This is a genomic window from Janibacter sp. YB324 (assembly GCF_014217915.1).
Taxonomy (GTDB): Bacteria; Actinomycetota; Actinomycetes; order Actinomycetales; family Dermatophilaceae; genus Janibacter; species Janibacter indicus.
On record NZ_CP060120.1, the window covers coordinates 1,787,772 to 1,812,754 of the forward strand.

Below are 24,983 nucleotides of genomic sequence, written 5' to 3' on the forward strand. Positions count from 1 at the left end.
GACTCCTCTCGTCGTGGTCAGGGATGACGCACCTGCAGCACGCCGGACCAGCCGATCCTAACCGACGGACACCCGTGCGCTACCGGGGCGTAACATCGTGGCGGTCACATCCACCCCCTTCGTCCACCCCCTCGTCAGGAGCGCCATGTCGCCGCGTGCACGACGCGCTCTGCCGGTCGCCGGACTCTCCCTCGGCGTGGCGATGGGGCTCGCCAATGTCATGAGCTATGTCTTCGTGGCGCTGGTCTCGGCGACCCTCGGCCCGGCCGACTTCGGGGGCTTCTCCGCGCTCAACACCTATGGCGTGCTGCTCGCCATGCCCGCGGGCGCCTTCCAGGTCGTCGTGGCCCGGCGGCAGACGACCACCGACCGCGAGCGGGGCACCCAGGTGACCGGGGTCTGGCCGGCCCTGGCCGTGGGGTCCGCCCTCGCGGCCGGCACGATCGCGTGCGCCCCCCTGATCCGCGACGGGCTGCGGCTGGACACGTCGTGGTCGATCGTGTGGATGGCGCTGATGCTGCCGCCGATGACCGTCACCGGTGCGCTCCAGGGGGTGCTGCTCGGCCGTGAGTCCTACGGCCGCCTGTCCGTCGTCTACCTCGTGACCGCAGGCACACGGGTGCTCGCGGCGCTCGCCGCCACCGGACTCGACTTCTCGGTGGCGCAGGTCTTCGCCGCGACCTTCGCCGCCTCGCTCGTCACGCTGCTCGTGGCGCTGCTCCTCGCAGCGCCGGCTCTCGACACAGGGGGCCGGGCGCCCCGAGCCCTCGCGCTGCTCGGCGACCTCGTGCGCAGCAACATCGCCCTGGCCGGGCTCATGGCGCTCTCCAGCCTCGACGTCGTGCTCGCCCGCTCCGTGCTCACCGACCACGACAGCGGCGCCTACGCACTCGCGGCGCTCTTCGGCAAGGTCGTCTTCTGGGGCACCCAGTTCGTCGCCCTCGCCGTCGTACCGTCGGTGGCCGACTCGGCCGAAGGGGGGCGGGTACGGGCCACGCTGCACCGCTCGGCCCTCGGCGTGCTGGCCATCGGGCTGGTCGTGGCCCTGGGGTGCGCGCTCGTCCCCGGCCCGCTCGTCGCGATCTCCGGCGGCAGCGCCTTCGTCGACGCCGAGCCGCTCCTCGTGTGGTTCGCCCTGATCGGCACCCTCTGGGCGGTGATCCAGGTGTGGCTCTTCGCCGGGATGAGCCGCGGCGACCACGTCATGACCGCCGTCGTGTGGGCGGCGGCGGGGGTGCAGAGCGCCCTGGTGCTGCTGTGGTTCGACCACTCGCCCACCGAGGTGCTGACCGCGGTGGGCGCGACGGCCGCGGTGGTCGCGCTCATCGGGCTGCTGCGCGTGCCGCGCAGCGAGATGACCCCCGGGCCGGACTCGGCCGAGACGACGGAGGCGCTCGGCCTGACCCGCGAGTGATCACGGGCCGGCCGGGGTCACCCGCGCGTCAGTCGATCGAGCTGGCCTTCTTCGACGGGTAGAGCTTCTTCGCCAGCGGGATGAGCTCCGGGAAGCGGTGGATGGCCGTCCACGCCGCCTTCTGACCGGGGCCGAGCGAGGAGAGGTAGGCCAGCCGGCGCCAGCGCACGTCCCACGGCTCGTCCGCGCCGCGTGCGGTCGCCTCGTCACGGCGGAAGCTCAGGGCGTGCAGGCCGTTGGCCCAGCGGGGGTCGTTGTTGCTCGACGCGTCCCAGCGCCGCTCGAGGCGCCACTGGGGGTGCTTGGCGAGGAAGGCGTCGTGCGCGTCGCTGACCATCGGGTAGGTGGCGTCGTCGACGAGGATGACCGCCTCGTCGGCCAGCCACGGCTCGATGATGCCCAGGGCGAGGTAGTGCGACAGGCCGGTGTGCTCGCCGTCGTAGAAGTAGACGCCGATCGGACGGTCGACGACCCCCGGGCGGTGCAGCAGCGAGAAGCAGTTACCTTCCAGGAGGCGCACGTCGACGTCCTGGGCGTGGGTCGCGAGGTTGTGGTCGAGCTCCTCGCGGGCCTGCTGCCCCTGCATGCCGAACTCGAGGTAGTTCTCCACGATGTAGAAGGTCTTGTCGGTGATGCCCTGCACCGCGGCCGACATCGACCGGCCCTTGTAGCTGCCGACCTCGAGGTAGCACTCGTCGTCGGGCAGCACCCGGGCCGCGGCGTTGAGCACCGCGAGCTCGTTGACCGCGGTGTAGCCGTTGACGGTCGCCGCGATGTGCGCGAAGACGGGGTCGATCGGGTCGCTCGTCTGCGGGTCACCAGCGAAGGAGCGCTCGACCTCGGCGAGGAAGTCCTCGACCCGCATCAGCGCCAGCCGTCCGAGGACCAGTCGTCGTCACGCCGGCGCGAGCGCGAGTCGAGGTCGTCGTCACGGCGGCTGCGTCGGGCCTCGTCGCGCCGCGGGGCACGCGGCTCGTCGGCATCGAGGTCGAGGTCCTCGTCCTCGTCGCGCCGACGCGAGCGCGAGTCGGCGTCGGCGCGGCGCTCACGGCGGGCCCCGCGCAGGGGCTCGTCACCGCCCCGGCGCTCGTCGGCGTCGGTGCGCAGGTCGATCTCGTCGGAGCGACGACGGGGCCGCTCGTCGTCCCACTCGTCGTCGTCGCGACGCTGACCGCGCAGGAGCCACACCGACCCGAGGGCGACAAGCCCCGCACCCGAGAGGCCGGAGTAGATGGCCTTGTTGCGCTCGGTCTTCTCCGGCTGGGCGCAGACGTTGTCGGCGTCGCTGTTGGGCGAGCTGGGCGAACCACACTTGAAGATGCCCTGGTCCCCGCCGGTGACAAGGGTGACCGGGGTGGTGTAGAAGAAGATCGCCGCGAAGATCAGCGGGATGCCCAGGATGATGGCCAGTGGCGCGAACTGTCGTGTGGGAGAGCTCGCCTCGGTGTGCTCGGTCATGGCCGTCATATTACCCACGAGTTGGGTCATAATGAGCCGCCCCCTTCGGAAGCAGGACATGTCCAGAGCAACCCAGCACACCTCCCTGCCCTACCGACCGGCGATCGACGGTCTGCGGGCGCTCGCGGTGGTGTCCGTCATCGCCTACCACGTCTACCCGCGGTCGGCGCCGGGCGGCTGGTTCGGCGTCGACATCTTCTTCGTCATCTCCGGCTTCCTCATCACCTCGCTGCTCCTCGCGCAGTACCGCGGCAACCGCGGTCGCATCGACCTCGTCGACTTCTGGCTGGCCCGCGCACGACGCCTGCTGCCCGCGCTCTTCGTCGTGCTCGCCGCAGTCATCGTCGCCGCGGTCTTCCTCACCCTGCCGGGGCGACGGGCGAGCGTCGCCGGGGACGCCCTGGCGACGCTCTTCTACGTCGCCAACTGGCGCTTCGTCCTCGGCGACGAGGCCTACTTCGGTCAGGTGGCCTCCCCTTCGCCCCTGCGGCACGCCTGGTCACTGGCGGTCGAGGAGCAGTTCTACATCGTCTACCCGCTGCTGCTCGTCGCCCTGCTGGCCCTCGTACGGCGCCGCACGACCCTCGTGTGGACCCTGGCCGGCCTCGCCGCCGTGTCCGCCGTCCTGATGGCCGCGCTCCACCAGCCCGGGCTGGATCCCAGCCGCGTCTACTACGGCACGGACACCCGTGCCCACCAGCTCCTCGTAGGGGCGGCGGTCGCCGCCTTCATCAGCGGGGGCCCGGGGTCGATCCCCCGCGACGTCGTGCGCACGCTCGACCTGTGGTGCCGACGGCTGGCGCTGCCGGCCCTGCTCGTCGTCGTCTCGACCTTCTGGTGGGCCGACCGCGGGCAGAGCCTGATCCTCGAGGGTGTGGCCGTGCCGCTCTCCGTGCTCGTCTGCGTCGTCCTCGTCGCGGCCACCAGCCCCGCGGAGTCCCTCGTCCAGCGGACACTCGCGCTCGAGCCGCTGCGTCGCATCGGCATGATCTCCTACGGCCTCTACCTCTGGCACTGGCCGATCGTCGTCTTCCTCAACGACCAGATCGTGCCGTGGCCGACCGCGGCCCGGGCAGCCCTGCAGGTGGCCCTGACGGTCGCGCTCGCCGCCCTGTCCTACCGCTTCGTCGAGCGCCCTGTCCGGCGTGAGGGGGTCCAGGCCCTGGTGCCCCGTCTTCCCCGGGCGAGCGCAGTCGTGTGCTGGGCCAGCGCACCGCTGCTCGTCATGGGGGCCCTTGCCCTGCCCGCGGCAGCGGACCGGGTCGCGCCCACCGCGATCGGCGCGTCCGGCAAGGTCGAGGTCGGTGAGGACTCCTACCGACCGGGCAGCCGGATGACCCGGGTGACGCTCGTCGGCAACTCGATCCCCGAGAGTCTGGCGACCACCTTCCGCGCGTCGGCCCACCCGGACCTGCGTGTCGACACCCTCACCGACGTCGGATGCGACCCGCTCGACGTCCCGCGCTACAGCGACGGCAAGACCCAGGACGACTCGCAGGCTTGCCGTGACTGGCGCTCGTCCTGGCGCTCGTCGATCGCCCAGGACCAGCCCGACGTCGTCGTCTACTTCGTCGCCCAGACCCTGGTGACCGACCGCATGGTCGACGGCAAGGTCGTGCGCTTCGGCTCCCCGGAGTGGGTCGACCTCATCGAGGACAACCTCGACGAGGCCCACGAGGCCGCCGGGGACAGCCGGTTCGCGCTGATGAACCTCGCCTGCCACTCGATGCCGACCTTCAACCTCGAGGAGGTCGAGCGGATCAACGACACCGAGTACGTCACCACCCTCAACCGCACGGTCGCCTCCTGGGCCACGGAGCACGACGTGCCGGTCATCGACCAGTACTCGCTGCTCTGCGCCGACGACGAGGTGCACGACACGATCAACGACGTCCCGCTCTACGAGGACTCGATCCACTTCACGAGCGAGTCCGGCCCGATCTTCTGGCGCTGGCTGGCCCCGCAGGTGCAGGCGATCGCCCGCGGCGAGGAGCGGCGCTGACCACCCCGGCAGCGGTGATCCTCGCCGGCGGGGTCGGCAGCCGGATGCGACCACTCACCGACGACTGCCCCAAGCCGCTCCTGCCCGTCGGCCCGTGGACCCTGGTCGAGCACCAGCTGAGTGCGCTCGAGCGCGCCGGCGTGCGCCGGGTCGTGCTGTCCACCGGCTACCGGCACGAGGACTTCGAGCCGCTCGTCGAGCGCTGCCGGGCGAAGGGGGTGGACCTCACGTGTGTCGTCGAGGCCACCCCGCTCGGGACCGGCGGTGGCCTGCGGGAGGCGCTGGGCCCCCTTCGTGACGCCGACGTCGTGGTCGTCGTCAACGGCGACCTGCTCACCGGGCACGACCTCGGGGCCCAGGTGTCGGCCCTCACCGCCGCCGATGCCGGGGTCCTCGCCTGCGTGCACGTGCGCGAGGTCGACGACGCCCGCGCCTACGGGAGCGTCGTGGTCGGCGACCGGGGGCGGGTCGTGGCCTTCGTCGAGAAGTCGCCGGCTCCCCCGTCGACGACGGTCAACGCCGGCACCTATGTCGTGCGCCCGCACCTCCTCGACGAGATCCCCCCGGCCGGCTCGGTGTCCCTCGAGCGCGAGGTCTTCCCCGCACTCGTGGCCGATACACGCCTCGTCGCCCACCGGGAGGACGCCTACTTCCTCGACGTCGGCACCCCGGCGGCGCTCGTCGCCGCGAACCGCGACCTGCTGCGCGCACCGTGGCCCGGGGCGGCGCCGACCCCACGCGGCGAGTCACTGGTCATCGACGGTGCCCGGGTCTCGCCGTCGGCCCGGCTCGGTGGCGGCAGCGTCGTCCACCCCGGGGCCTCCGTCGCCGACGGTGCCCTCCTCGACGGGGCGCTGGTCCTGCCCGGCGGAAGGGTCGGGTCCGGCGCCCGGATCACCCGCAGCGTCGTCGGGCGCGACGCCGTCGTCCCGGAGGGGCGGCACCTGACCGACGGCGTGCTGGGCACCGGCGAGGTCGCCGCCCACTGACCCGGGTCAGTGGGCGGCGTCGTGCCAGCTGCGACCCAGCCCCACGGAGACGTCGAGGGGCACGTCCATGTCGACGGCGCCGCCCATCTGCTCGCGCACGAGCTGCTCGACGGGCTCGGCCTCACCTGCCGCGATCTCGAGGACGAGCTCGTCGTGGACCTGGAGCAGGACCCGGGAGCGCAGGTCGCTCTCGGCCAGTGCCCGGTCGACGCGCAGCATCGCGACCTTCATGATGTCGGCGGCCGAGCCCTGGATCGGCGCGTTGAGAGCCATCCGCTCGGCCATCTGACGGCGCTGGCGGTTGTCGCTCGTGAGGTCGGGCAGGTAGCGCCGACGACCGAGCATCGTCTCGGTGTAGCCGGTCGCTCGCGCGCGGTCGACGACCTCCTCGAGGTAGTCGCGCACGCCTCCAAACCGCACGAAGTACTCGTCCATGAGGTCGGTAGCCTCGCCGGTGGAGATGCCCAGCTGCTTGCTCAGCCCGAAGGCACTCAACCCGTAGGCCAGGCCGTAGGACATCGCCTTGACCTTGCTGCGCATCTCGGCGGTGACACCCTCGGGCTCGACGCCGAAGACCCGCGCCCCGACGAAGCGGTGCAGGTCCTCACCGGTCCGGAAGGCCTCGATGAGCCCCTCGTCGCCGGACAGGTGCGCCATGACGCGCATCTCGATCTGGCTGTAGTCGGCGGACATGAGCGACTCGTGGCCGGGCCCGACGACGAAGACCTCGCGGATGCGCCGGCCCTCCTCGGTGCGGATCGGGATGTTCTGCAGGTTGGGATCGGTCGAGGAGAGCCGACCGGTGGCAGCGATCGTCTGCTGGTAGGTCGTGTGGATGCGACCGTCGTCGGCCACCGACTTGATCAGGCCCTCGACGGTCACCCGCAGCCGGGTGGCGTCGCGGTGGCGCAGCAGCGCCTCGAGGAAGGGGTGCTCGGTCTTGGCGTAGAGATCGGCGAGCGCGTCCGCGTCGGTCGTGTAGCCGGTCTTGGTCCGCCGGGTCTTGGGCAACCCGAGGGTCTCGAAGAGCACCGTCTGCAGCTGCTTGGGCGAGCCGAGGTTGATCTGCTCGTCCCCGATCGCGGCCCACGCGTCGGCCTGGGCGGTCGCGACCTTGTCGGCGAAGTCGGCCTCGAGGCCGGTGAGCGCGTCGCCGTCGACGGCGATGCCCGCTGCCTCCATGGTGGCGAGGACCCCGACGACGGGCAGCTCGACCTCACGCATGAGGTGGGTGCCGCCGGTCTCCTCGACGAGCTCCTCGAGGACGGGCGCCAGCTCCACCGCCGCCGCGGCGCGGACCATGGACGAGCGACCGGCCTCGGAGTCGTCGGCGGAGAAGTCGAGCATGCCCTGGTCGGACTCCTCCTCACCTGCGGTGAGGTCGCGGCCGAGGTGGCGCACGGCGAGATCGGCGAGGTCGTAGGAGCGCTGGTCGGGGCGCACGAGGTAGGCGGCGATGGCCGTGTCGACGGTCAGTCCGTCCAGCGGCAGGCCGGAGGCGGCGAGGGCGAGCATCGGGCCCTTGGCGTCGTGCATGACCTTGGGTCGCTCGGCGTCGGCGAGCCAGCTGCGCAGGGCGGCCTCGTCGTCGGGGGCGAGGTCGGTGACCGGCACGTGGGCGGCCTCGCCCTCGGCCGTGGCCAGCCCCAGCCCGAGCACCTCGCCGCCGCCCCGGCCCCACTCACCGACGGCGTCGACGCCGAGCCGGTCGGTGCCGTGCTCCTCGAGCCAGGGGCCGACCTCGCCGGCACCCAGCACCCGGCCGTCGACCTCGACCCCACCGGTGACCTCCGACTCCTGGGTGTCGAAGGTCGCGAAGAGCCGGTCGCGCAGGACCCGGAACTCGAGGCTGTCGAAGAGGGTGTGGACCTGCTCGCGGTCCCACTCGCGCCGGGCGACGTCGTCGACGCCGACCGGCAGGTCGACGTCGCGCAGCAGGGCGTTGAGCCGACGGTTGCGCAGGACCTGGTCGAGGTGGTCGCGCAGCGACTGGCCGGCCTTGCCGCCGATCTGGTCGACCGAGGCGACGATGCCCTGCAGGTCGCCGTGGGCGTTGATCCACTTCGCCGCCGTCTTGGGGCCGACGCCGGGAACCCCGGGCAGGTTGTCGCTCGCCTCGCCGACGAGCGCGGCGAGATCGCTGTAACGATCGGGCCCGACCCCGTACTTGTCGGCGACCGCCTCGGGCGTCATCCGCACGAGGTCGGAGACACCCTTGCGCGGGTAGAGGACCGTCGTGTGCTCGTCGACGAGCTGGAGCGTGTCGCGGTCACCGGAGCAGATGAGCACGTCCATGGCGGCCTCGCGCCCCTGGGTGGCCAGCGTCGCGATGATGTCGTCTGCCTCGAAGCCCTCGAGCTCGACGTGCGTGATGTTGAGCGCGTCGAGCACCTCCTTGAGCAGCGGGATCTGCCCCGAGAAGGCATCGGGGGTCGCACTGCGGCCGGCCTTGTACTCCGCGTACTGCTCGTTGCGGAAGGTCGCCCGGGAGACGTCGAAGGCGACGGCGACGTGGGTGGGCTCCTCGTCGCGCAGGACGTTGATGAGCATGGCGACGAAGCCGTAGACGGCGTTGGTGTGCTGACCCGTGCTCGTCGAGAAGTTCTCAGCGGGGAGGGCGAAGAAGGCCCGGTAGGCCAAGGAGTGTCCGTCCAGCAGCAGTAGTCGACTCACACGTCACACCCTAGGCGCTTGCACCGACGGCCCCGGCCCGTGGCAGGCTGGGCGCAGCCCCGAGGACCGACCCAGGAGACCCCCGATGAACGAGACCCCCGCCCCCACCGTCGCGCCGACGCTCGAGGGTGACCAGCTGCAGACCCACCGAGGGGCGCTGGCCGAGCGGATGGGGATCGAGATCCTCGAGGCGGCGGCCGACAAGATCGTCGCCCGGATGCCCGTCGAGGGCAACACCCAGCCCTACGGGATCCTCCACGGCGGCGCCAGCGTCGTCCTGGCCGAGACCTTGGGGTCCATCGGCTCGGCGCTCCACGCCCACACGCTCGGCAAGATCGCCGTGGGGCTCGACATCAATGCCACGCACCACCGCGCGGCGCGCGAGGGCTGGGTCACCGGCACCGCGGTCCCGGTGACGCTCGGCGGCAGTGTGGCCTGCTACGAGGTGACGATCGTCGACGACTCCGGCCGGCGCACCTGCACCTCGCGCATCACGTGCATCCTGCGCCCCGCGGCGCCGGGCGCCTGACGCTTGGGACGCCCTCGACGCACCAGGCCGCGGCCCTTCCCCCTTCGGCGTCTGACCGACCTCCGGTACCGGCTCGACCCTCGCGGCTGGACGACGAGCGAGGCCCTGGTCGCCGTTGCGCTGCTGGCCGTCGTCATCGGCCCGATCGCCGCCGCCGTCCAGGCCATCGCCCACGGCTGGCAGCCCAGCGGAGACGACGCCACCGTCGCCCTGCGCACCGCCGGGATCCTCGACGGCCACCTTCCGGTGACGGGCATGCGCAGCACCTCCGGCGACGGCGGCCACCAGGACCTGGCGACACACCACCTGGGTCCGCTGCAGTTCTACCTGCTGGCCCTCCCCCTCGCCCTGACCGGCGGGTCCGCCGCCGGACTGGCGGTCGGCGGCGCCCTCGTCGCCGCCGCCGCATCGGTGCTGAGCGTCGTGTGGGCCCGTCGCCTCGGCGGCACCCTCGGGGTCGTGGTCTTCACGGCCGGGGTCCTGCTCACCCAGTGGGCCATCGGTGGCGAGGCGATGTTCCGCCCCTTCAACCCCTACGCCCCGCTCCTGCCGACCTTCCTCGCGCTGCTGCTGCTCTGGGGGCTGGCACGTGGCGACCGCCGGGCGTTGCCCCCCTTCGTCGTCGCGGTCTCGCTCATCGCCCAGTCCAACCTGGCCTTCCTGCCGCTCGCAGTGGCCCTCGCCGCGCTGGCCACCGGCCTCGTGCTGCGGCCACGGCTCACCCGCACCCGTCGACGACGGCACCCGGACGACCGTCCGGCGCACCGGTGGGCGCTCGGGCTCGGCGTCCTCGTGTGGCTCCCGAGCATCGTCGAGCTGGTCGTCCACCAGCCCAACAACCTCACCCAGATCGTCCGCTGGGCCACCTCCGGCACCGGAGACCCGATCGGCCTCACGGCCGGCATCGGGCACCTCGACCTCATCGCCCCCGGCCCCGGAGGCTTCCGCCGCAACTCCCCCGACCTGCTCACCCAGGGGGGCGAGCTCGCCACGGTCGTCGGCATCGGGATCATCGTGCTGCTCGCGGCGATCGCCACCGGCTACCGCGTGCCGCAGGGGCGCGCGAGCAGCGCCTGGCCGGCGCGGGTGGCGCTCGTGGCCAACCTCGGGATGCTCGCGACGGCATCTCGCCTGCCGGAGTGGCCGCTGGCCCCCTACTGGGTCATCACGTGGCTGCCGGTGGCCGCCTTCACGTGGTGTGCCCTCGTCTGGCGCGGGCTGGCCTACCTCGACTCCGCGACACCGCACCTCCCGGTGCGGATTGCTCGCCCGCTCGGGGCGGCGCTGGTGGCCGGCGGCGTGGCGGCCACGGTCCTCGCCCTGCCGCCGGCATGGGCCGAGTACGACTCGATGACCCGCGTGGCGCGAGCGGCCGGTGACGACCTGGGTGCCGGCGAAGGCCGTCACCTGCGCATCAGCGGACTGGGCTTCGTCCCCACGCTCGGCGCCTCACCGGCCGTCGCCTGGCAGGCCCACCGGCAGGGCTGGCAGCCGCACTACCTCACGCCCTGGCCCTTCCCCGAGGACGCCGACCACCTGTGGGCCGGGACCGGCCCCGAGGACGCCGACACGATCTACCTCACCGACAGCGCCGAGGCCGAGCTGGCCAAGAACGTCCCGGCGACCGCCCGGGAGGTCGCCGTCCTGCGGATGACGCACCGTGAGGGAGACATCGGCGTCTATCGTGACCCCGGCAGCTGAGCGAAGGGGGCCGACGTGGACTTCATCGGTGCGGGCACCGTCATCAACGTGCTCGCGGTCGTCGCCGGCGCACTCGCCGGGATGGCCGTGGGCGGACGCCTGCCCGCCCGCACCCGCGAGGTCGTCACCGACTGCCTCGGTCTGGTCACCCTGCTCATGGCGGGCCTGTCGGCCGTGGACGTCACCTCGCCGGCGCTGGCCGACGCCGTCGGCACCGGGGCGCCGGTACTCATCGTGCTGGGCTCGTTGCTCATCGGCAGCATCGTCGGCTCGCTCCTGCGCATCGAGGAGCGGCTCGGTCGCCTCGCCGGGCGGGTTCAGGCCGTCGTCGGGGCGCGGCGCGACGACAGCGAGGGCCGTGAGCGCTTCGTCGAGGGGTGGCTCACCGCGAGCCTGCTCTTCTGCGTCGGCCCGCTGACGATCCTCGGCACCCTCGACGACGGGCTCGGTCGCGGCATCGACAAGCTGGCGCTGAAGTCCGTGCTCGACGCCTTCGCCGCCCTGGCCTTCGCCTCGACCTTCGGTGTGGGTGTGCTGATGTCGGCCGTGAGCGTCGGGGTCGTCCAGGGCTCGCTGACGCTCGTGGGAGTCGCCCTGGGCGCGGTCCTGCCGGAGGCACACATCGCCGCCCTCACCGCCACCGGCGGCCTGGTGCTCGTCGGGATCTCGTTGCGACTGCTGCAGATCCGGCAGATCCCCGTCGGGGACATGCTGCCGGCGCTGGTCGTCGCTCCCCTGCTCACCCAGCTCGTCGTCGCGCTGGGCTGAGCCCTCAGGCCCGGCTCAGGCCTTGTCCATCCCGGCGACGACGGCGTCGGCGACCTCACGCATCCCCAGACGGCGGTCCATGGCCGTCTTCTGGATCCACCGGAAGGCCTCGGCCTCGCTGATCTTGAGCTTCTTCATCAGCACGCCCTTGGCCTTCTCGACGGCCTTGCGCGTCTCGAGCCGCTCGCCGAGGTCGGCGACCTCGGACTCCAGCGCCTTCAGCTCCGCCCAGCGCGAGGTGGCGACCTCGATGGCCGGCGTGACGTCGGAGACCGTGAAGGGCTTGACGATGTAGGCCATGACGCCGGCGTCGCGGGCACGCTCGACGAGCTCCTTCTGGGAGAAGGCGGTGAGCATGATGACCGGGCAGATGCGCTTCTCACCGATGGTCTCGGCAGCCTGGAGCCCGTCCATCACCGGCATCTTGACGTCCATGATGATCAGGTCCGGCTGGAGCGACTCCGCCAGCGAGACGGCCTCCTCGCCGTTGCTCGCCTGGCCGACGACGTCGTAGCCGGCGTCGGTGAGCATCTCGGCGAGGTCGAGGCGGATCAGTGCCTCGTCCTCGGCGAGCAGCACTCGCTGCCCCTGGGAGGACTCCGTCTGCGCGGTCATGCTGGACCCTTCGTCGTAGGTTGTGCTCTGGTGCCGAGGGCGGGACTTGAACCCGCACGCCCTTGCGGGCAAAGCATTTTGAGTGCTCCGTGTCTGCCATTCCACCACCCCGGCCGGGGCGTGGTCAGCATACCGACCGGATCAGGTGGTGCCCGACTCAGCCCATGCCGCCGGGCAGCGCCCCAGCGGGCGGCTCGGAGTCGTCACGGTAGGCGATGGTCGTCTTGTTGCGAGCATCGCCGATGCGGTGCACCCGCAGGGCATTGGTCGAGCCGGGGACACCGGGCGGCGAGCCGGCGACGATGACCACCCGGTCGCCCTCCGTCACCCACCCGAGGTCGAGCAGCTGCTCGTCGACCATGAGTGCGTACTGGTCGGTGTGGGTCACCGGCGGGGTGAGGAAGGTCTGCATGCCCCACACGAGCGACAGCTGGGAGCGGGTGTCCTGCACCGGGGAGAAGGCGAGCATCGGCAGGCCGCTGCGGACCTGCGCCAGCCGGCGTGCGGAGCCACCGAGCTGGGTGAAGGCGATGAGGTACTTCACCCCGAGCGCTTCTCCGGTCTCGGCAGCCGCCGCAGCGATGACGCCACCCTGGGTCGTCGGCGGGGCCATGAGGTCGCGCATGCGGCTCAGACCCTGCTCCTCGGTCGTCTCGATGATCTTCGACATCGTCTTGACGACCTCGATGGGGAACTTGCCGACCGCGGTCTCCCCCGACAGCATCAGCGCGTCCGCGCCGTCGAGGACCGCATTGGCCGCGTCCGAGGCCTCGGCGCGGGTGGGGCGGCTGTTGTCGATCATCGACTCCAGGACCTGGGTGGCCACGATGACCGGCTTGGCCTTCTGCCGGCACAGCTCGACGGCGCGCTTCTGCACGAGCGGCACCTGCTCGAGGGGCAGCTCCACCCCGAGGTCTCCGCGGGCGACCATGATGCCGTCGAAGGCGTCGATGATCTCCTCGAGGGCGTCGACGGCCTGCGGCTTCTCGATCTTGGCGATGACGGGCAGGCGCACGCCGACCTCGTCCATGATCTCGTGGACCCTCGTGATGTCGTCGGCAGAGCGCACGAAGCTCAGGGCGATGTAGTCGGCCCGCAGACCGAGCGCCCAGCGCAGGTCCTGCTCGTCCTTGTCGGACAACGCCGGCGCGCTCACCGCGGCACCCGGCAGGTTGATCCCCTTGTTGTCCGACAGCGGGCCGCCGTAGACGACGACACAACGCACGTCGGTCTCGTCGACGTCGTGGACCGCGAGGGTGATCTTGCCGTCGTCGACGAGGATCGTGTCGCCCGCGCTCACGTCACCGGCGAGGCCTGCATAGGTCGTGCCGACGATCTCCCGGTCGCCGGGCACGTCGCGGGTGGTGATGGTGAAGTGGTCGCCGGCGGCGAGGGTGATCGGACCGTCGGCGAATCGCCCGGTGCGGATCTTGGGCCCCTGCAGGTCGACGAGCACACCCACGGCGTGGCCGGTCGCGTCGCTCGCCTCGCGCACGCTGCGGTAGTTGGCCTCGTGGACGGCGTACTCGCCGTGCGAGAGGTTGAGCCGGGCGACGTCCATGCCGGCCGAGACCAGCTCACGGATGCGCTCGGGGGTGGATGTCGAGGGACCGAGGGTGGACACGATCTTGGCGCGACGCATGTCACCACCCTATGACCGTGACGCCACCACGGACGAAGGGGGATGACCGCCGAGACGGTCATCCCCCTTCGTCGGGCCGTGCCGGCTCAGACGACGAGCGGACGGTCCGTGGGGTTGATCGGGCGCGGCAGCTGCGAGCGGCCCATGAGATAGGTGTCCACACCGTTGGCTGCGGCGCGGCCCTCGGCGATCGCCCACACGATGAGCGACTGCCCGCGGCCGGCGTCACCGGCGACGAAGACGCCCGGGACACCGGTCTGGTAGTCCTTGCCGCGCACGATGTTGGAGCGCTCGTCGGTCTCGAGCCCGAGCTGCGCCACGACACCCTCGGGGTCGGGGCCGAGGAAGCCCATGGCGAGCAGGACGAGCTGGGCCGGCAGGACCCGCTCGGTGCCCTCGACCGGCTCGAAGCCCTGGTCCGTGCGCTCGACCTCGGTCAGGCGCAGGCCGGAGACCTTGCCCTCGTCGTCGCCGATGATCTCGGTCGTCGACACGGCGTAGACCCGGTCGCCGCCCTCCTCGTGCGCCGAGGCGACGCGGAAGAGCATCGGGTAGGTCGGCCACGGCTGGCTGCCCGGACGCTCCGTGCCCGGCTGCGGCATGATCTCCAGGCTCGTCACGGACTTCGCGCCCTGACGGATGGAGGTGCCGATGCAGTCGGCGCCGGTGTCGCCGCCACCGATGATGATGACGTCCTTGCCCTCGGCGGTGACCTGGCCCTCGACCTCCTCGCCGAGCGCGACCCGGTTGGCCGGCGGGAGGAAGTCCATCGCCTGGACGACACCGTCGAGTTCCCGGCCCGGGACCGGCAGGTCGCGGGGCACGGTCGCACCGATCGCGAGGACGACGGCGTCGTAGCGGTCCCGCAGCTGCTGGCCGGTGATCTCGTTGCCGATGTCGACACCGGAGCGGAATCGGGTGCCCTCGGAGGTCATCTGCTGGATGCGCCGGTCGAGGACCCGCTTCTCCATCTTGAACTCCGGGATGCCGTAGCGCAGCAGGCCGCCCGGGGCGTCCGCGCGCTCGTAGACGGCCACCGTGTGACCGGCGCGGGTCAGCTGCTGGGCCGCGGCCAGGCCGGCCGGGCCCGAGCCGACGACCGCAACGGTCTTGCCGGTGAGCCGGTCGGGGATATGCGGGGGCACGTCGCCGCGGCCGAAGGCCTCCTCGATCGTGCGCACCTCGATCTGCTTGATCGTCACGGCCGGCTGGTTGATGCCGAGCACGCAGGCGGTCTCGCAGGGCGCCGGGCACAGGCGACCGGTGAACTCCGGGAAGTTGTTGGTCGCGTGCAGCCGCTCGATGGCGTCGTGCCAGTCGCCGCGCCACGCGAGGTCGTTCCACTCCGGAATGAGGTTGCCCAGCGGGCAGCCCGAGTGGCAGAAGGGGATGCCGCAGTCCATGCAGCGGCCGGCCTGGCGCTGCAGCTGGCCACGTTCCTGCTCCTCATAGACCTCCTTCCAGTCCTTGATGCGCACGTCGACGGGACGACGCTGCGGGAGCTCGCGCTCGCGGGTGTTCAGGAATCCATGCGGGTCAGCCACGGGAAGCCTCCATGATCCGGTCCCAGACGACGGAGCCGTCGACGTCGAGGCCCTCGGCCTCGGCGTCCGCCCGCACGTCGAGGACGCGCTGGTAGTCGCGGGGCAGGACGAGCTTGATGCGGTCCAGGCCCGCACCACCCTCGTCGAGCAGACGCTGGGCGACGGCGGAGCCGGTGCGCTCGAGGTGCTGCTGGAGCAGACCACTCACGACCTCCCGGTCGCCCTCGCGAAGGGGGGTGACATCGACGAGCTCGGGGTTGACGAGGGACTCGTCGAGATCGAGCACGAAGGCATTGCCCCCGGACATGCCGGCCGCGAAGTTGCGGCCGGTCGGCCCGAGGACGAGGACCGTGCCACCGGTCATGTACTCGCAGCCGTGGTCGCCGACGCCCTCGACGACGGCGGTGGCGCCGGAGTTGCGGACGCAGAAGCGCTCGCCGACGACACCACGGAGGAAGATCTCGCCCGAGGTGGCGCCGTAACCGATGACGTTGCCGGCGATGACGTTGTCCTCGGCGACGTACTTCGCGTCCTCCGGGGGCCGCACGATGATGCGACCACCGGACAGGCCCTTGCCGACGTAGTCGTTGGCATCGCCGACCATCGTCACGGTGATGCCTGCGGGCAGGAAGGCGCCGAGGCTCTGACCGGCCGAGCCGGTGAGGGTCAGCTCGATCGTGCCGTCGGGCAGGCCCTCCGGGTGCCGCTTGGTCACCTCGTGGCCGAGCATCGTCCCGAGCGTGCGGTTGACGTTGCGCACCGCGAACTCCGCCGCGACGTGCTCGCCACCCTCGAGGGCCGGCTGCGCCGCCGCGATGAGCTCGTGGTCCAGCGCCTTGTCGAGGCCGTGGTCCTGGGCCCGCGCGTGGCGCACGCCCGAGCCGTCGAAGGAGCTGACCTTGGCGAAGATCGGGCCCAGGTCGAGACCCGAGGCCTTCCAGTGCTCGACCGCCTTGCGGGTGTCGAGCAGGTCGACCCGGCCGATGGCCTCGTCGAGGGTGCGGAAGCCGAGCTCGGCGAGCAGCTCACGCACCTCCTCGGCGATGTACTCGAAGAAGGTCTCGACGAACTCCGGCTTGCCCGAGTAGCGCTCGCGCAGCTCGGGGTTCTGCGTCGCGATGCCCACCGGGCAGGTGTCGAGGTGGCACACCCGCATGAGGATGCAGCCACTGACGACGAGCGGGGCGGTGGCGAAGCCGAACTCCTCCGCGCCGAGCAGGGCACCGATGATCACGTCACGGCCGGTCTTGATCTGCCCGTCGACCTGCACCGCGATGCGGTCGCGCAGGCCGTTGAGCACGAGGGTCTGCTGGGTCGACGCGAGGCCGAGCTCCCACGGACCACCGGCGTGCTTGAGGGAGGTGAGCGGCGAGGCACCGGTGCCGCCGTCGTGACCCGAGATGAGCACGACGTCGGCGTGCGCCTTGCTCACGCCCGCCGCGACCGTCCCGACACCGATCTCGCTGACGAGCTTGACGTGCACGCGCGCCTGCGGGTTGGCGTTCTTCAGATCGTGGATCAGCTGCGCCAGGTCCTCGATCGAGTAGATGTCGTGGTGCGGCGGCGGGCTGATCAGGCCGACACCCGGGGTCGAGTGACGGGTGCTCGCGACCCACGGGTAGACCTTGTGGCCCGGGAGCTGCCCCCCTTCGCCCGGCTTGGCGCCCTGCGCCATCTTGATCTGGATGTCGTCGCTGTTGGTCAGGTAGGCCGACGTGACGCCGAAGCGACCCGAAGCGACCTGCTTGATCGAGCTGCGACGCTCGGGGTCCATGAGGCGCTCGAGGTCCTCGCCCCCCTCACCCGTGTTGGAGCGGGCACCGAGGCGGTTCATCGCGACCGCGAGGGTCTCGTGGGCCTCGCGGCTGATCGAGCCGTAGCTCATCGCACCGGTGGAGAAGCGCTTGACGATCTCGCTGACCGGCTCGACCTCGTCGATGGGGATCGACGGGCGGTCGTCGGCGAGGGCGAAGAGCCCACGCAGGGTCATCAGCCGCTCGGACTGCTCGTTGACCCGGTCGGTGTACTGCTTGAAGATGTCGTAGCGCCGCGCCCTGGTGGAGTGCTGGAGGCGGAAGACCGTCTCCGGGTCGAAGAGGTGCGGCTCGCCCTCGCGACGCCACTTGTACTCGCCACCGACCTCGAGGACCCGGTGCGGCGGGCGCATGCCCTCCGGCGGGTAGGCCCGCGCGTGCCGGGCCGCGGTCTCGGCCGCGATGACGTCGAGACCGATGCCGCCGAGCTGGCTGACCGTGCCGGTGAAGTACTCGTCGACGAGCTCCTGGCTCAGGCCGAGCGCCTCGAAGACCTGGGCGCCGCGATAGGAGGCCACGGTGGAGATGCCCATCTTCGACATCACCTTGAGCACGCCCTTGCCGAGCGCCTTGATGAGGTTGCGGACCGCCGTCTCCTCGTCGACCGCGGTGATGACCCCGCGACGGACCATGTCCTCGACGGACTCCATGGCCAGGTAGGGGTTGACCGCGGCGGCGCCATAGCCGATGAGCAGCGCGACGTGGTGCACCTCGCGGACGTCACCGGTCTCGACGATCAGGCCGACCTGGGTGCGCGTGCGCTCCCGGATGAGGTGGTGGTGCACGGCCGACGTGAGCAGCAGCGACGGGATCGGCGCGAGGTCACGACCGGAGTCGCGGTCGGACAGCACGATGAACCGGGCGCCCTCGGCGATCGCGTCGGAGACCTCGGCGCAGATGCGGGTCAGGGTGGCGCGCAGCGCCTCCTCTCCCCCGGTCACGTCGTAGAGACCGTGCACGACGTGCGTCACCTTGCCGGGCAGCTCGCCGTCGGCGTCGATGTGGACGATCTTGGCCAGCTCGTCGTTGTCGATGACGGGGAAGGGCAGGACGAGCTGGCGGGCGTGGTCGGGGTCGGCGTCGAGGACATTGCCCTCCGGGCCGATCGCCGTGCCGAGCGCCGTGACGAGCTCCTCGCGGATCGCGTCGAGCGGCGGGTTGGTCACCTGGGCGAACATCTGGGTGAAGTAGTCGAAGATCAGCCGTGGCCTCTCCGACAGGACCGCCACCGGGGTGTCGGTGCCCATCGAGCCGAGCGCCTCCATGGACTTCTCCGCCATGGGCATGAGCAGGATCTTCAGCTCCTCCTGCGTGTAGCCGAAGGTCTGCTGGCGGCGGGCGACGGACGCCGGCGTGTGCATGATGTGCTCGCGCGGGGGCAGGTCGCCGAGCATGATCCGGCCCTCGTCCAGCCACTGCCCGTAGGGGCGCTCGGCGGCAAGCTGGCCCTTGATCTCCTCGTCCTCGATGATCCGGCCGGCGGCGGTGTCGACGAGGAACATGCGGCCCGGCGTCAGGCGCCCCTTCTGCACGACGTGCTCGGGCTCGAGGTCGAGCACCCCCGACTCGGAGGCGAGGACGACCAGGCCGTCGTCGGTGACCCAGTAACGACCGGGACGCAGGCCGTTGCGGTCGAGGACCGCGCCGACGAGGCTGCCGTCGGTGAAGGTCACGCAGGCCGGGCCGTCCCAGGGCTCCATGAACATGGAGTGGAACTCGTAGAAGTCCTTGAGCTCCTGCGGCATGGTCGCGTGGTTCTCCCACGCCTCGGGGATCATCATCAGCACGGCGTGCGGCAGCGAGCGGCCACCGAGGTGGAGCAGCTCGAGCACCTCGTCGAAGGACGCCGAGTCCGACGCCTCCGGGGCGCAGATCGGCATGATCCGCTGCAGGTCACCGGGGATGATGTCGCTGCTCAGCAGGGACTCGCGCGCCCGCATCCAGTTGCGGTTGCCCTTGACCGTGTTGATCTCGCCGTTGTGCGCGATGAACCGGAAGGGGTGGCTGAGCGGCCAGCTCGGGAAGGTGTTGGTCGAGAAGCGCTGGTGGACGAGTGCGAGCTCGCTCTCGAAGCGCTCGTCGGACAGGTCGGGGTAGAAGGGCTCGAGCTGCGCGGTGGTCAGCATCCCCTTGTAGGTGATGGTGCGGGCCGACAGCGAGGAGAAGTAGACGCCGGTCTCGCGCTCGGCGCGCTTGCGGGCGACGAAGGCCAGCCGCTCGAGGGTCAAGCCGGAGACCTCGCCGCCGGGTGCGGCGACGAAGAGCTGCCAGAAGTCGGGCATGCAGTCGCGGGCCATCTGGCCGACGATGTCGCGCTGGACGGGCACATGGCGCCAGCCGAGGACCGTCAGGCCTTCCTCGTGGACGATCTCGTCGATGCGCTGGGTCATCGTCTCGCGCTCGCCCGCGTCCGTCGGGACGTAGGCGATGCCGACGGCGTAGTGGCCGGCCTCGGGCAGCTCGAAGTCGACGACCTCACGGAGGAACCGGTCGGGGACCTGGCTGAGGATGCCGGCGCCGTCCCCGACGAGCGGGTCGGCACCGGTGGCGCCGCGGTGGTCGAGGTTGGCCAGGGCGAGCAGGGCGTGGTCGATGATGTCGTGACCGGCGTGGCCACGCATCGTGGCGACCATGGCGACGCCGCAAGCGTCCTTCTCGGTGTCACGACGGTAGAGACCGGTGTCGGGCGGCAGGGCGGACCAGCGGTCATAAGGGGAGAAGGACACATCGGTCACGTCGGTCACCGTCCTCGGGTGCAAAGGTTCGGACAGGTACCCGTGACACCGGAGCCGGGTCGACGGGGTACCTGTTTCAGGGGGGGCATCCGCGGACGTCGACGGCCACGGCGAGTGGAAGTGTAACAGCGCCTGTCTTACCTACTGAGAGGCACTGTCTCACTGTCTGAGATGTTGATCTCCTCGCCCGAGCGTGCGCGTCGGCCGAGGACGATGTACAGAACCACACCGAGGACAAAGACGGCGAGGCTCGTCCAGATGTTGACGCGCAGTCCCAGGATCGTGTTCGCGGCGTCGGTGCGCAGCAGCTCGATGAAGAAGCGCCCCACGGGGTAGCCCGCGATGTAGAGGGCCATGACCTGCCCCGGCGCCAGCCGCAGCCGCCGGTCGAGCACGAGGAGCGCGACCGCGAGGACGAGCAGGAAGAGCGACTCGTAGAGGAAGGTCGGGTGGAAGGTCCCGAGGACGACGGGGTCACCAGCCGCGTCGACCGCGGCCCGCCCCGTGGCGCCGTCCCAACGGTGGATCTCGAGCCCCCAGGGCAGGTCCGTGGCCGGACCGTAGATCTCGTTGTTGAACCAGTTGCCCCACCGCCCGATGGCCTGCGCCACGAGGATCCCGGGCACGACGGCGTCGGCGAAGGTGAGAAATGACACCCGGAGCTGGCGACAGCCGATCCAGGCGCCGACGGCGCCGAGCGCGACGGCACCCCAGATGCCGAGCCCACCCTCCCAGATCTTCAGGGCGTCGATCGGGTGGCCGCCCTCGCCGAAGTAGGGCTGGGGGGTGGTGATGACGTGGTAGATCCGGCCGCCGACGATGCCGAAGGGCACCGCCCACATGGCCACGTCGAGCACGACGCCCGCCTCGCCACCGCGGTCACGCAGGCGGCGGTCGCCGATCCAGATGGCCGCAGCGATGCCGGCGAGGATGCACAGGGCGTAGGCGTGGATCGTCAGCGGTCCGAGCTCGAGGACCCCGACGGTGGGCGAAGGGAGGGCCGCCGGACTCATCGGGTGACCCTCAGGTCCCGGGGCACCGTGGCGCTGGTGAGCACCTGCTGGAGGCGCTCGGTGTCGGCCCGGCCGGTCTTCTCGTCGATGAGCGCTCCCCAGTTGAGCTTGGTCCCGCCGACGGAGATCGCCGGCGTGCCGGTGATGCCGTCCTTGACCGTCTGGTCGTCGACGCTCTTGACGTAGTCGACGTAGGTGTCCTTGTTGACGCAGTCCTCCCACGAGGCGAGGGATTCACCGGAGAGCCCGGCCTCCTCCGCGGCCTCGGTGTAGGACCCGTAGGGGAAGCCGTCTCGGGTCTCCTGCGCCGGCTGCAGCGCGAAGAGCGCGGAGTGGTACTCCTCCCACCGGCCCTGGTCGGCGGCGCACACCGCGGTCGACCCGGCGACGGCGGACGAGTTGCCACCGGTGTTGGTGTCGATGACCGTCTTGAGGTGGACTCGCAGCCTGATCCTGCCGTCCTGGGCGAGCTCGTTGATCGACCCACCCATCTTCTGCTCGAAGACCTGGCAGATCGGGCACCGGAAGTCCTCGTAGACGTCGACGACCGGGGCGTCCTTGGCCGGCTTCGCCGCGGCGAAGGGCTCGATGGGCTCGCCCTTGGTCACTCCGTCGGGGAGCTGGGTGGAGCCACCCGCGCTCCCCCCGTCGTCGCGGCTTGCCCAGATGACGCCGCCGATGATCAGGGCCATCGCGAGGACGATGACGATGCCGGCGACGAGGATGACGTTGGCACCACCCCCGCTCCGGCGGACGGCCGCCTGGGCCTTGGCCTTGCGATCGTTGGCGTTCACACGCTCTCCTTGTCACCGAAGAGGAGCCGATCGAGGCTCCAGGTCGAACCGGGCCGGGCGACCAGCCAGGCGCCGCACACGGCGAGCGCCAGGTCGCGGACGATCTCGCGACCGTACTTCGTCTCCTCGGGAGACACCTGACCGCCGCCTCCGAAGCAGCCGCAGTCGATGGTCAGCCCGCGGGCCCACGCCTGCGCGATGCCGATGACGAAGGCGAGCATGAGCAGGGTCCCGATGACCGCGGACACCCTGGTGAAGAGCCCGAGGACGAGCAGCACGCCGACGACGATCTCGACCCATGGCAGGGCGTAGCCGATCCAGCGTGCCAGCTCGAAGGGCATGACGTCGTAGGCCTGGACGGCGCGGGCAGCGCCGAGCGGGTTGCCGATCTTGAGCGCACCGGCGACGACGAGCACGACCCCGAGGACGAGGCGGGCGAGGAGCCCGGTGTGGTCTCGGAGCGCGGCAGCGCTCACGCCCGGCCCCGCACGCCCTCGGCGAGCTCGGCCGTCAGGTCGCGCAGGGCCGCCAGCCCCTCCTCGCGGCCCCGGTCGAGCAGCGTCGCCACGAGCGCGCTGCCGACGATGACGCCGTCGGCGAAGGTGGCGACCTCGGCCGCCTGGGCACCGTTGCTCACGCCGAGCCCGACGCACAGCGGGAGGTCGGTCGCCTCACGGACCCGGGCGACGAGCTGCGGGGCGCTGCTGCCCACGCTGCCGCGGGTGCCGGTCACACCCATCGTCGACGCGGTGTAGACGAAGCCGCTGCAGGCCGCTGTGACGGTCGCGATGCGCTCGGGGGTCGAGCTGGGGGCGACGAGGAAGATCCGGTCGAGGCCGTGGCGCTCACTCGCCTCGGTCCACTCCCCGGCCTCCTCGGGGATCAGGTCGGGCGTGATGATGCCGGCTCCACCGGCGGCGGCGAGGTCGGCCGCGTAGCGGTCGACCCCGCGGCGCAGGACGAGGTTCCAGTAGGACATGACGACGGGCACCGCGCCCGCGTCACGCACCGCGGCGGTGGCCCGGAAGACGTCGTCGACGTGCACCCCCTGGGCCAGCGCCTCGGTCGCGGCTCGCTGGATGACGGGACCGTCCATGACCGGGTCGCTGTAGGGCATCCCGACCTCGACGATGTCGGCACCGGCCTCGGCGAGGGCCCGCACCGCGGCGATCGACCCCTCGACGTCGGGGAAGCCGACGGGCAGGTAACCGATGAGCGCCGCGCGCCCCTCGGCCCGGCAGCGGGCGAAGACCTCGTCCAGGGCGCTCACGCCTGCTCCTCCGACCCGTCGACGTAGCCGAAGTACTCGGCGGCGGTGTGCATGTCCTTGTCCCCGCGACCGGAGAGGTTGACGAGGAGCAGGCCGTCGGGGCCGAGCTCCTGTCCGACCTCGAGTGCCGTCGCCAGGGCGTGCGAGGACTCCAGGGCCGGGATGATGCCCTCGGTGCGGCAGAGCAGCCGGAAGGCGTGCATCACCTGCTCGTCGGTCGCGTAGCGGTACTCGGCCCGCCCGGAGTCGCGCAGGTGCGAGTGCTCGGGCCCCACGCTCGGGTAGTCGAGGCCGGCGGAGATCGAGTGCGTCTCGAGCGTCTGCCCCTCGTCGTCCTGCATGAGGTAGCTCATCGCCCCGTGGAGGACGCCGGGCTCGGCCGTGGCGAAGCGCGCCGCGTGGCGGCCGGACTCGATGCCCTCTCCCCCGGCCTCGACGCCGATGAGGCGGACCCCCTCGTCACCGACGAAGCGGTGGAAGATGCCCATGGCATTGGACCCGCCGCCGACGCAGGCGATGACCGCGTCGGGCAGGCGGCCGGTGAGCTCGAGGACCTGCTCGCGGGCCTCCTCACCGATGATCTTGTGGAAGTCGCGGACCATCTCGGGGAAGGGGTGCGGGCCGGTGACCGTGCCGAGGACGTAGTGCGTGTGCTCGACATGGGTCACCCAGTCGCGCATGGCCTCGTTGATCGCGTCCTTGAGCGTGGCGCTGCCGTGCTCGACGGCGACGACCTCGGCACCGAGGATGCGCATGCGCGCGACGTTGAGGGCCTGGCGCTCGGTGTCGACCTTGCCCATGTAGACGGTGCACTCCAGGCCCATGAGGGCCGCTGCCGTCGCGGTGGCGACGCCGTGCTGGCCGGCGCCGGTCTCGGCGATGACCCGCCGCTTGCCCATGCGCTTGGTGAGCAGCGCCTGGGCCAGGACGTTGTTGATCTTGTGGCTGCCGGTGTGGTTGAGGTCCTCGCGCTTGAGGACGATGCGGGCGCCACCGGCGTGCTCGGCGAAGCGGGGCACCTCGGTGATGATGCTCGGCCGGCCCGTGTAGGTGCGGTGCAGCCGGGCCAGCTCGTCAACGAAGTCGGGGTCGACGAGTGCCTTCTGCCGGGCCTCGTCGAGCTCCTCGAGCGCCGGGATGAGCGCCTCGGGCACGTAGCGCCCGCCGAAGCGGCCGAAGCGGCCGGGCACGGGCTCGGGGGTGGTCTGGTCGGTCACTGGTCCTCCGGTCGTCACTGCAGGCCCGCCGCGATCATCGAGCGCACCCCACCCGCGGGGTCTCCGCCGATGACGAGCGCCTCGCCGACGAGGATCGCGTCGGCTCCGGCTCGGGCGAAGAGGGCGGCCTCGTCGGGCCCGCGGACGCCGGACTCGGCGATCCGGACGCACGAAGGGGGGATGAGCGGGGCGAGACGGGCAAAGGTGTCGGTGTCGACGTCGAGTGTCTTGAGGTTGCGGTTGTTGACGCCGATGACCGTGGCGCCGAGGTCGACCGCGCGGGTGGCCTCGGCCTCGTCGTGGACCTCGACGAGCGCCGTCATGCCGAGCGACCCGGTCATGGCGAGCAGGTCGGCGAGCCGACGGTCGTCGAGGGCGGCGACGATGAGCAGGATGATGTCGGCCCCGTGGGCCCGCGCCTCCCAGATCTGGTACTCGCTGACCATGAAGTCCTTGCGCAGCACCGGCAGTTCGACCGCGGCGCGCACGGCGTCGAGGTCGGCGAGGCTGCCGTCGAAGCGGCGCTCCTCGGTGAGGACCGAGATCGCCGACGCGCCGCCCTCGGCGTAGGCGCTGGCGAGCGCCGAGGGGTCGGGGATGTCGGACAGGGCACCCTTGCTCGGGCTGGACCGCTTGACCTCGGCGATGACGCCGAGACCGGGCCGACGCAGGATCGCCTCGGCGTCGCGGGGTGCGGGCAGTCCGTCGCACTGGCGCTGGAGACGCTCGAGAGGCGTCTGGGCCTCTCGACCCGCCAGATCCTCACGGACGCCGTCGATGATCTGGTCGAGGACGCTGGGCATGC

19 protein-coding genes and 1 tRNA gene are annotated in these 24,983 nt (G+C 71.4%); 6 read left to right on the forward strand and 14 right to left on the reverse strand.

What is annotated here, in order from left to right:
• Window positions 1-145: 145 nt before the first annotated feature.
• Window positions 146-1,414, forward strand: a complete 1,269-nt coding sequence (locus H7A72_RS08645; protein ID WP_185220270.1) for a lipopolysaccharide biosynthesis protein — start codon at window positions 146-148, stop codon at window positions 1,412-1,414.
• Window positions 1,415-1,442: 28 nt separating this feature from the next.
• Here the strand turns inward: H7A72_RS08645 and H7A72_RS08650 are convergent, their stop codons facing one another.
• Window positions 1,443-2,279, reverse strand: coding sequence for a class I SAM-dependent methyltransferase (locus tag H7A72_RS08650; protein ID WP_185220271.1), 837 nt, complete (start codon window positions 2,277-2,279; stop codon window positions 1,443-1,445).
• A complete protein-coding gene (locus H7A72_RS08655) occupies window positions 2,279-2,872 on the reverse strand; it encodes a hypothetical protein (protein WP_185220272.1) in 594 nt (197 codons plus the stop codon). The genes H7A72_RS08650 and H7A72_RS08655 overlap by 1 nt, the downstream gene beginning before the upstream one ends.
• 58 nt (window positions 2,873-2,930) lie before the next feature.
• Between H7A72_RS08655 and H7A72_RS08660 the strand changes: the two genes are divergently transcribed.
• Window positions 2,931-4,874 carry an acyltransferase family protein gene (locus H7A72_RS08660; protein WP_185220273.1) on the forward strand — a complete coding sequence of 648 codons (1,944 nt, stop codon included), beginning with the start codon at window positions 2,931-2,933 and terminating at the stop codon, window positions 4,872-4,874.
• 14 nt (window positions 4,875-4,888) lie between these two features.
• A complete protein-coding gene (locus tag H7A72_RS08665) occupies window positions 4,889-5,863 on the forward strand; it encodes a sugar phosphate nucleotidyltransferase (protein WP_185220274.1) in 975 nt (324 codons plus the stop codon).
• Between the two features lie 6 nt (window positions 5,864-5,869).
• Here the strand turns inward: H7A72_RS08665 and polA are convergent, their stop codons facing one another.
• Window positions 5,870-8,536, reverse strand: coding sequence for a DNA polymerase I (gene polA, locus H7A72_RS08670; protein WP_185220275.1), 2,667 nt, complete (start codon window positions 8,534-8,536; stop codon window positions 5,870-5,872).
• A gap of 85 nt (window positions 8,537-8,621) precedes the next feature.
• Here polA and H7A72_RS08675 point away from each other — a divergent pair, with 85 nt between their 5' ends.
• From H7A72_RS08675 to H7A72_RS08685, 3 genes are read left to right on the forward strand one after another with little or no spacing between them, the layout of a single operon-like run.
• A complete protein-coding gene (locus tag H7A72_RS08675; RefSeq protein WP_185220276.1) occupies window positions 8,622-9,065 on the forward strand; it encodes a PaaI family thioesterase in 444 nt (147 codons plus the stop codon).
• A gap of 3 nt (window positions 9,066-9,068) precedes the next feature.
• Complete coding sequence (locus tag H7A72_RS08680) at window positions 9,069-10,766, forward strand: hypothetical protein (protein WP_185220277.1); 1,698 nt, start codon at window positions 9,069-9,071, stop codon at window positions 10,764-10,766.
• A gap of 15 nt (window positions 10,767-10,781) precedes the next feature.
• Window positions 10,782-11,534 carry a DUF554 domain-containing protein gene (locus H7A72_RS08685; RefSeq protein WP_185220278.1) on the forward strand — a complete coding sequence of 251 codons (753 nt, stop codon included), beginning with the start codon at window positions 10,782-10,784 and terminating at the stop codon, window positions 11,532-11,534.
• Window positions 11,535-11,549: 15 nt separating this feature from the next.
• Here the strand turns inward: H7A72_RS08685 and H7A72_RS08690 are convergent, their stop codons facing one another.
• The 11 genes from H7A72_RS08690 to trpC all read right to left on the reverse strand — a co-directional run bounded on the left by H7A72_RS08690 (window position 11,550) and on the right by trpC (window position 24,981).
• Window positions 11,550-12,149 carry an ANTAR domain-containing response regulator gene (locus H7A72_RS08690; protein ID WP_072624725.1) on the reverse strand — a complete coding sequence of 200 codons (600 nt, stop codon included), beginning with the start codon at window positions 12,147-12,149 and terminating at the stop codon, window positions 11,550-11,552.
• A 28-nt stretch (window positions 12,150-12,177) separates the two neighbouring features.
• Window positions 12,178-12,263 (reverse strand) — tRNA-Leu (locus H7A72_RS08695).
• A 43-nt stretch (window positions 12,264-12,306) separates the two neighbouring features.
• Window positions 12,307-13,791 carry a pyruvate kinase gene (pyk, locus tag H7A72_RS08700; protein ID WP_084451724.1) on the reverse strand — a complete coding sequence of 495 codons (1,485 nt, stop codon included), beginning with the start codon at window positions 13,789-13,791 and terminating at the stop codon, window positions 12,307-12,309.
• 86 nt (window positions 13,792-13,877) lie between these two features.
• On the reverse strand, window positions 13,878-15,335 hold the full coding sequence (locus H7A72_RS08705; RefSeq protein WP_185220279.1) for a glutamate synthase subunit beta: 1,458 nt from the start codon (window positions 15,333-15,335) through the stop codon (window positions 13,878-13,880).
• Window positions 15,328-19,893, reverse strand: coding sequence for a glutamate synthase large subunit (gltB, locus tag H7A72_RS08710; protein ID WP_185220280.1), 4,566 nt, complete (start codon window positions 19,891-19,893; stop codon window positions 15,328-15,330). The genes H7A72_RS08705 and gltB overlap by 8 nt, the downstream gene beginning before the upstream one ends.
• A 128-nt stretch (window positions 19,894-20,021) precedes the next feature.
• Complete coding sequence (gene lgt, locus H7A72_RS08715) at window positions 20,022-20,897, reverse strand: prolipoprotein diacylglyceryl transferase (protein ID WP_185220281.1); 876 nt, start codon at window positions 20,895-20,897, stop codon at window positions 20,022-20,024.
• A complete protein-coding gene (locus H7A72_RS08720) occupies window positions 20,894-21,691 on the reverse strand; it encodes a thioredoxin domain-containing protein (protein WP_185220282.1) in 798 nt (265 codons plus the stop codon). The genes lgt and H7A72_RS08720 overlap by 4 nt, the downstream gene beginning before the upstream one ends.
• Entirely contained in the window at window positions 21,688-22,167 is a 480-nt protein-coding gene (locus H7A72_RS08725; protein WP_185220283.1) for a MauE/DoxX family redox-associated membrane protein, read from the reverse strand. The genes H7A72_RS08720 and H7A72_RS08725 overlap by 4 nt, the downstream gene beginning before the upstream one ends.
• On the reverse strand, window positions 22,164-22,961 hold the full coding sequence (gene trpA, locus H7A72_RS08730) for a tryptophan synthase subunit alpha (RefSeq protein ID WP_084451731.1): 798 nt from the start codon (window positions 22,959-22,961) through the stop codon (window positions 22,164-22,166). Before trpA ends, H7A72_RS08725 begins: the two co-directional genes overlap by 4 nt.
• Window positions 22,958-24,178: a tryptophan synthase subunit beta gene (gene trpB / locus H7A72_RS08735; protein WP_185220284.1), complete on the reverse strand. Its 1,221-nt coding sequence runs from the start codon at window positions 24,176-24,178 to the stop codon at window positions 22,958-22,960. The genes trpA and trpB overlap by 4 nt, the downstream gene beginning before the upstream one ends.
• Window positions 24,179-24,192: 14 nt before the next feature.
• The gene (gene trpC / locus H7A72_RS08740) at window positions 24,193-24,981 is read right to left on the reverse strand and encodes an indole-3-glycerol phosphate synthase TrpC (protein ID WP_185220285.1); all 789 of its coding nucleotides are present in this window, start codon (window positions 24,979-24,981) and stop codon (window positions 24,193-24,195) included.
• Window positions 24,982-24,983: the final 2 nt, after the last annotated feature.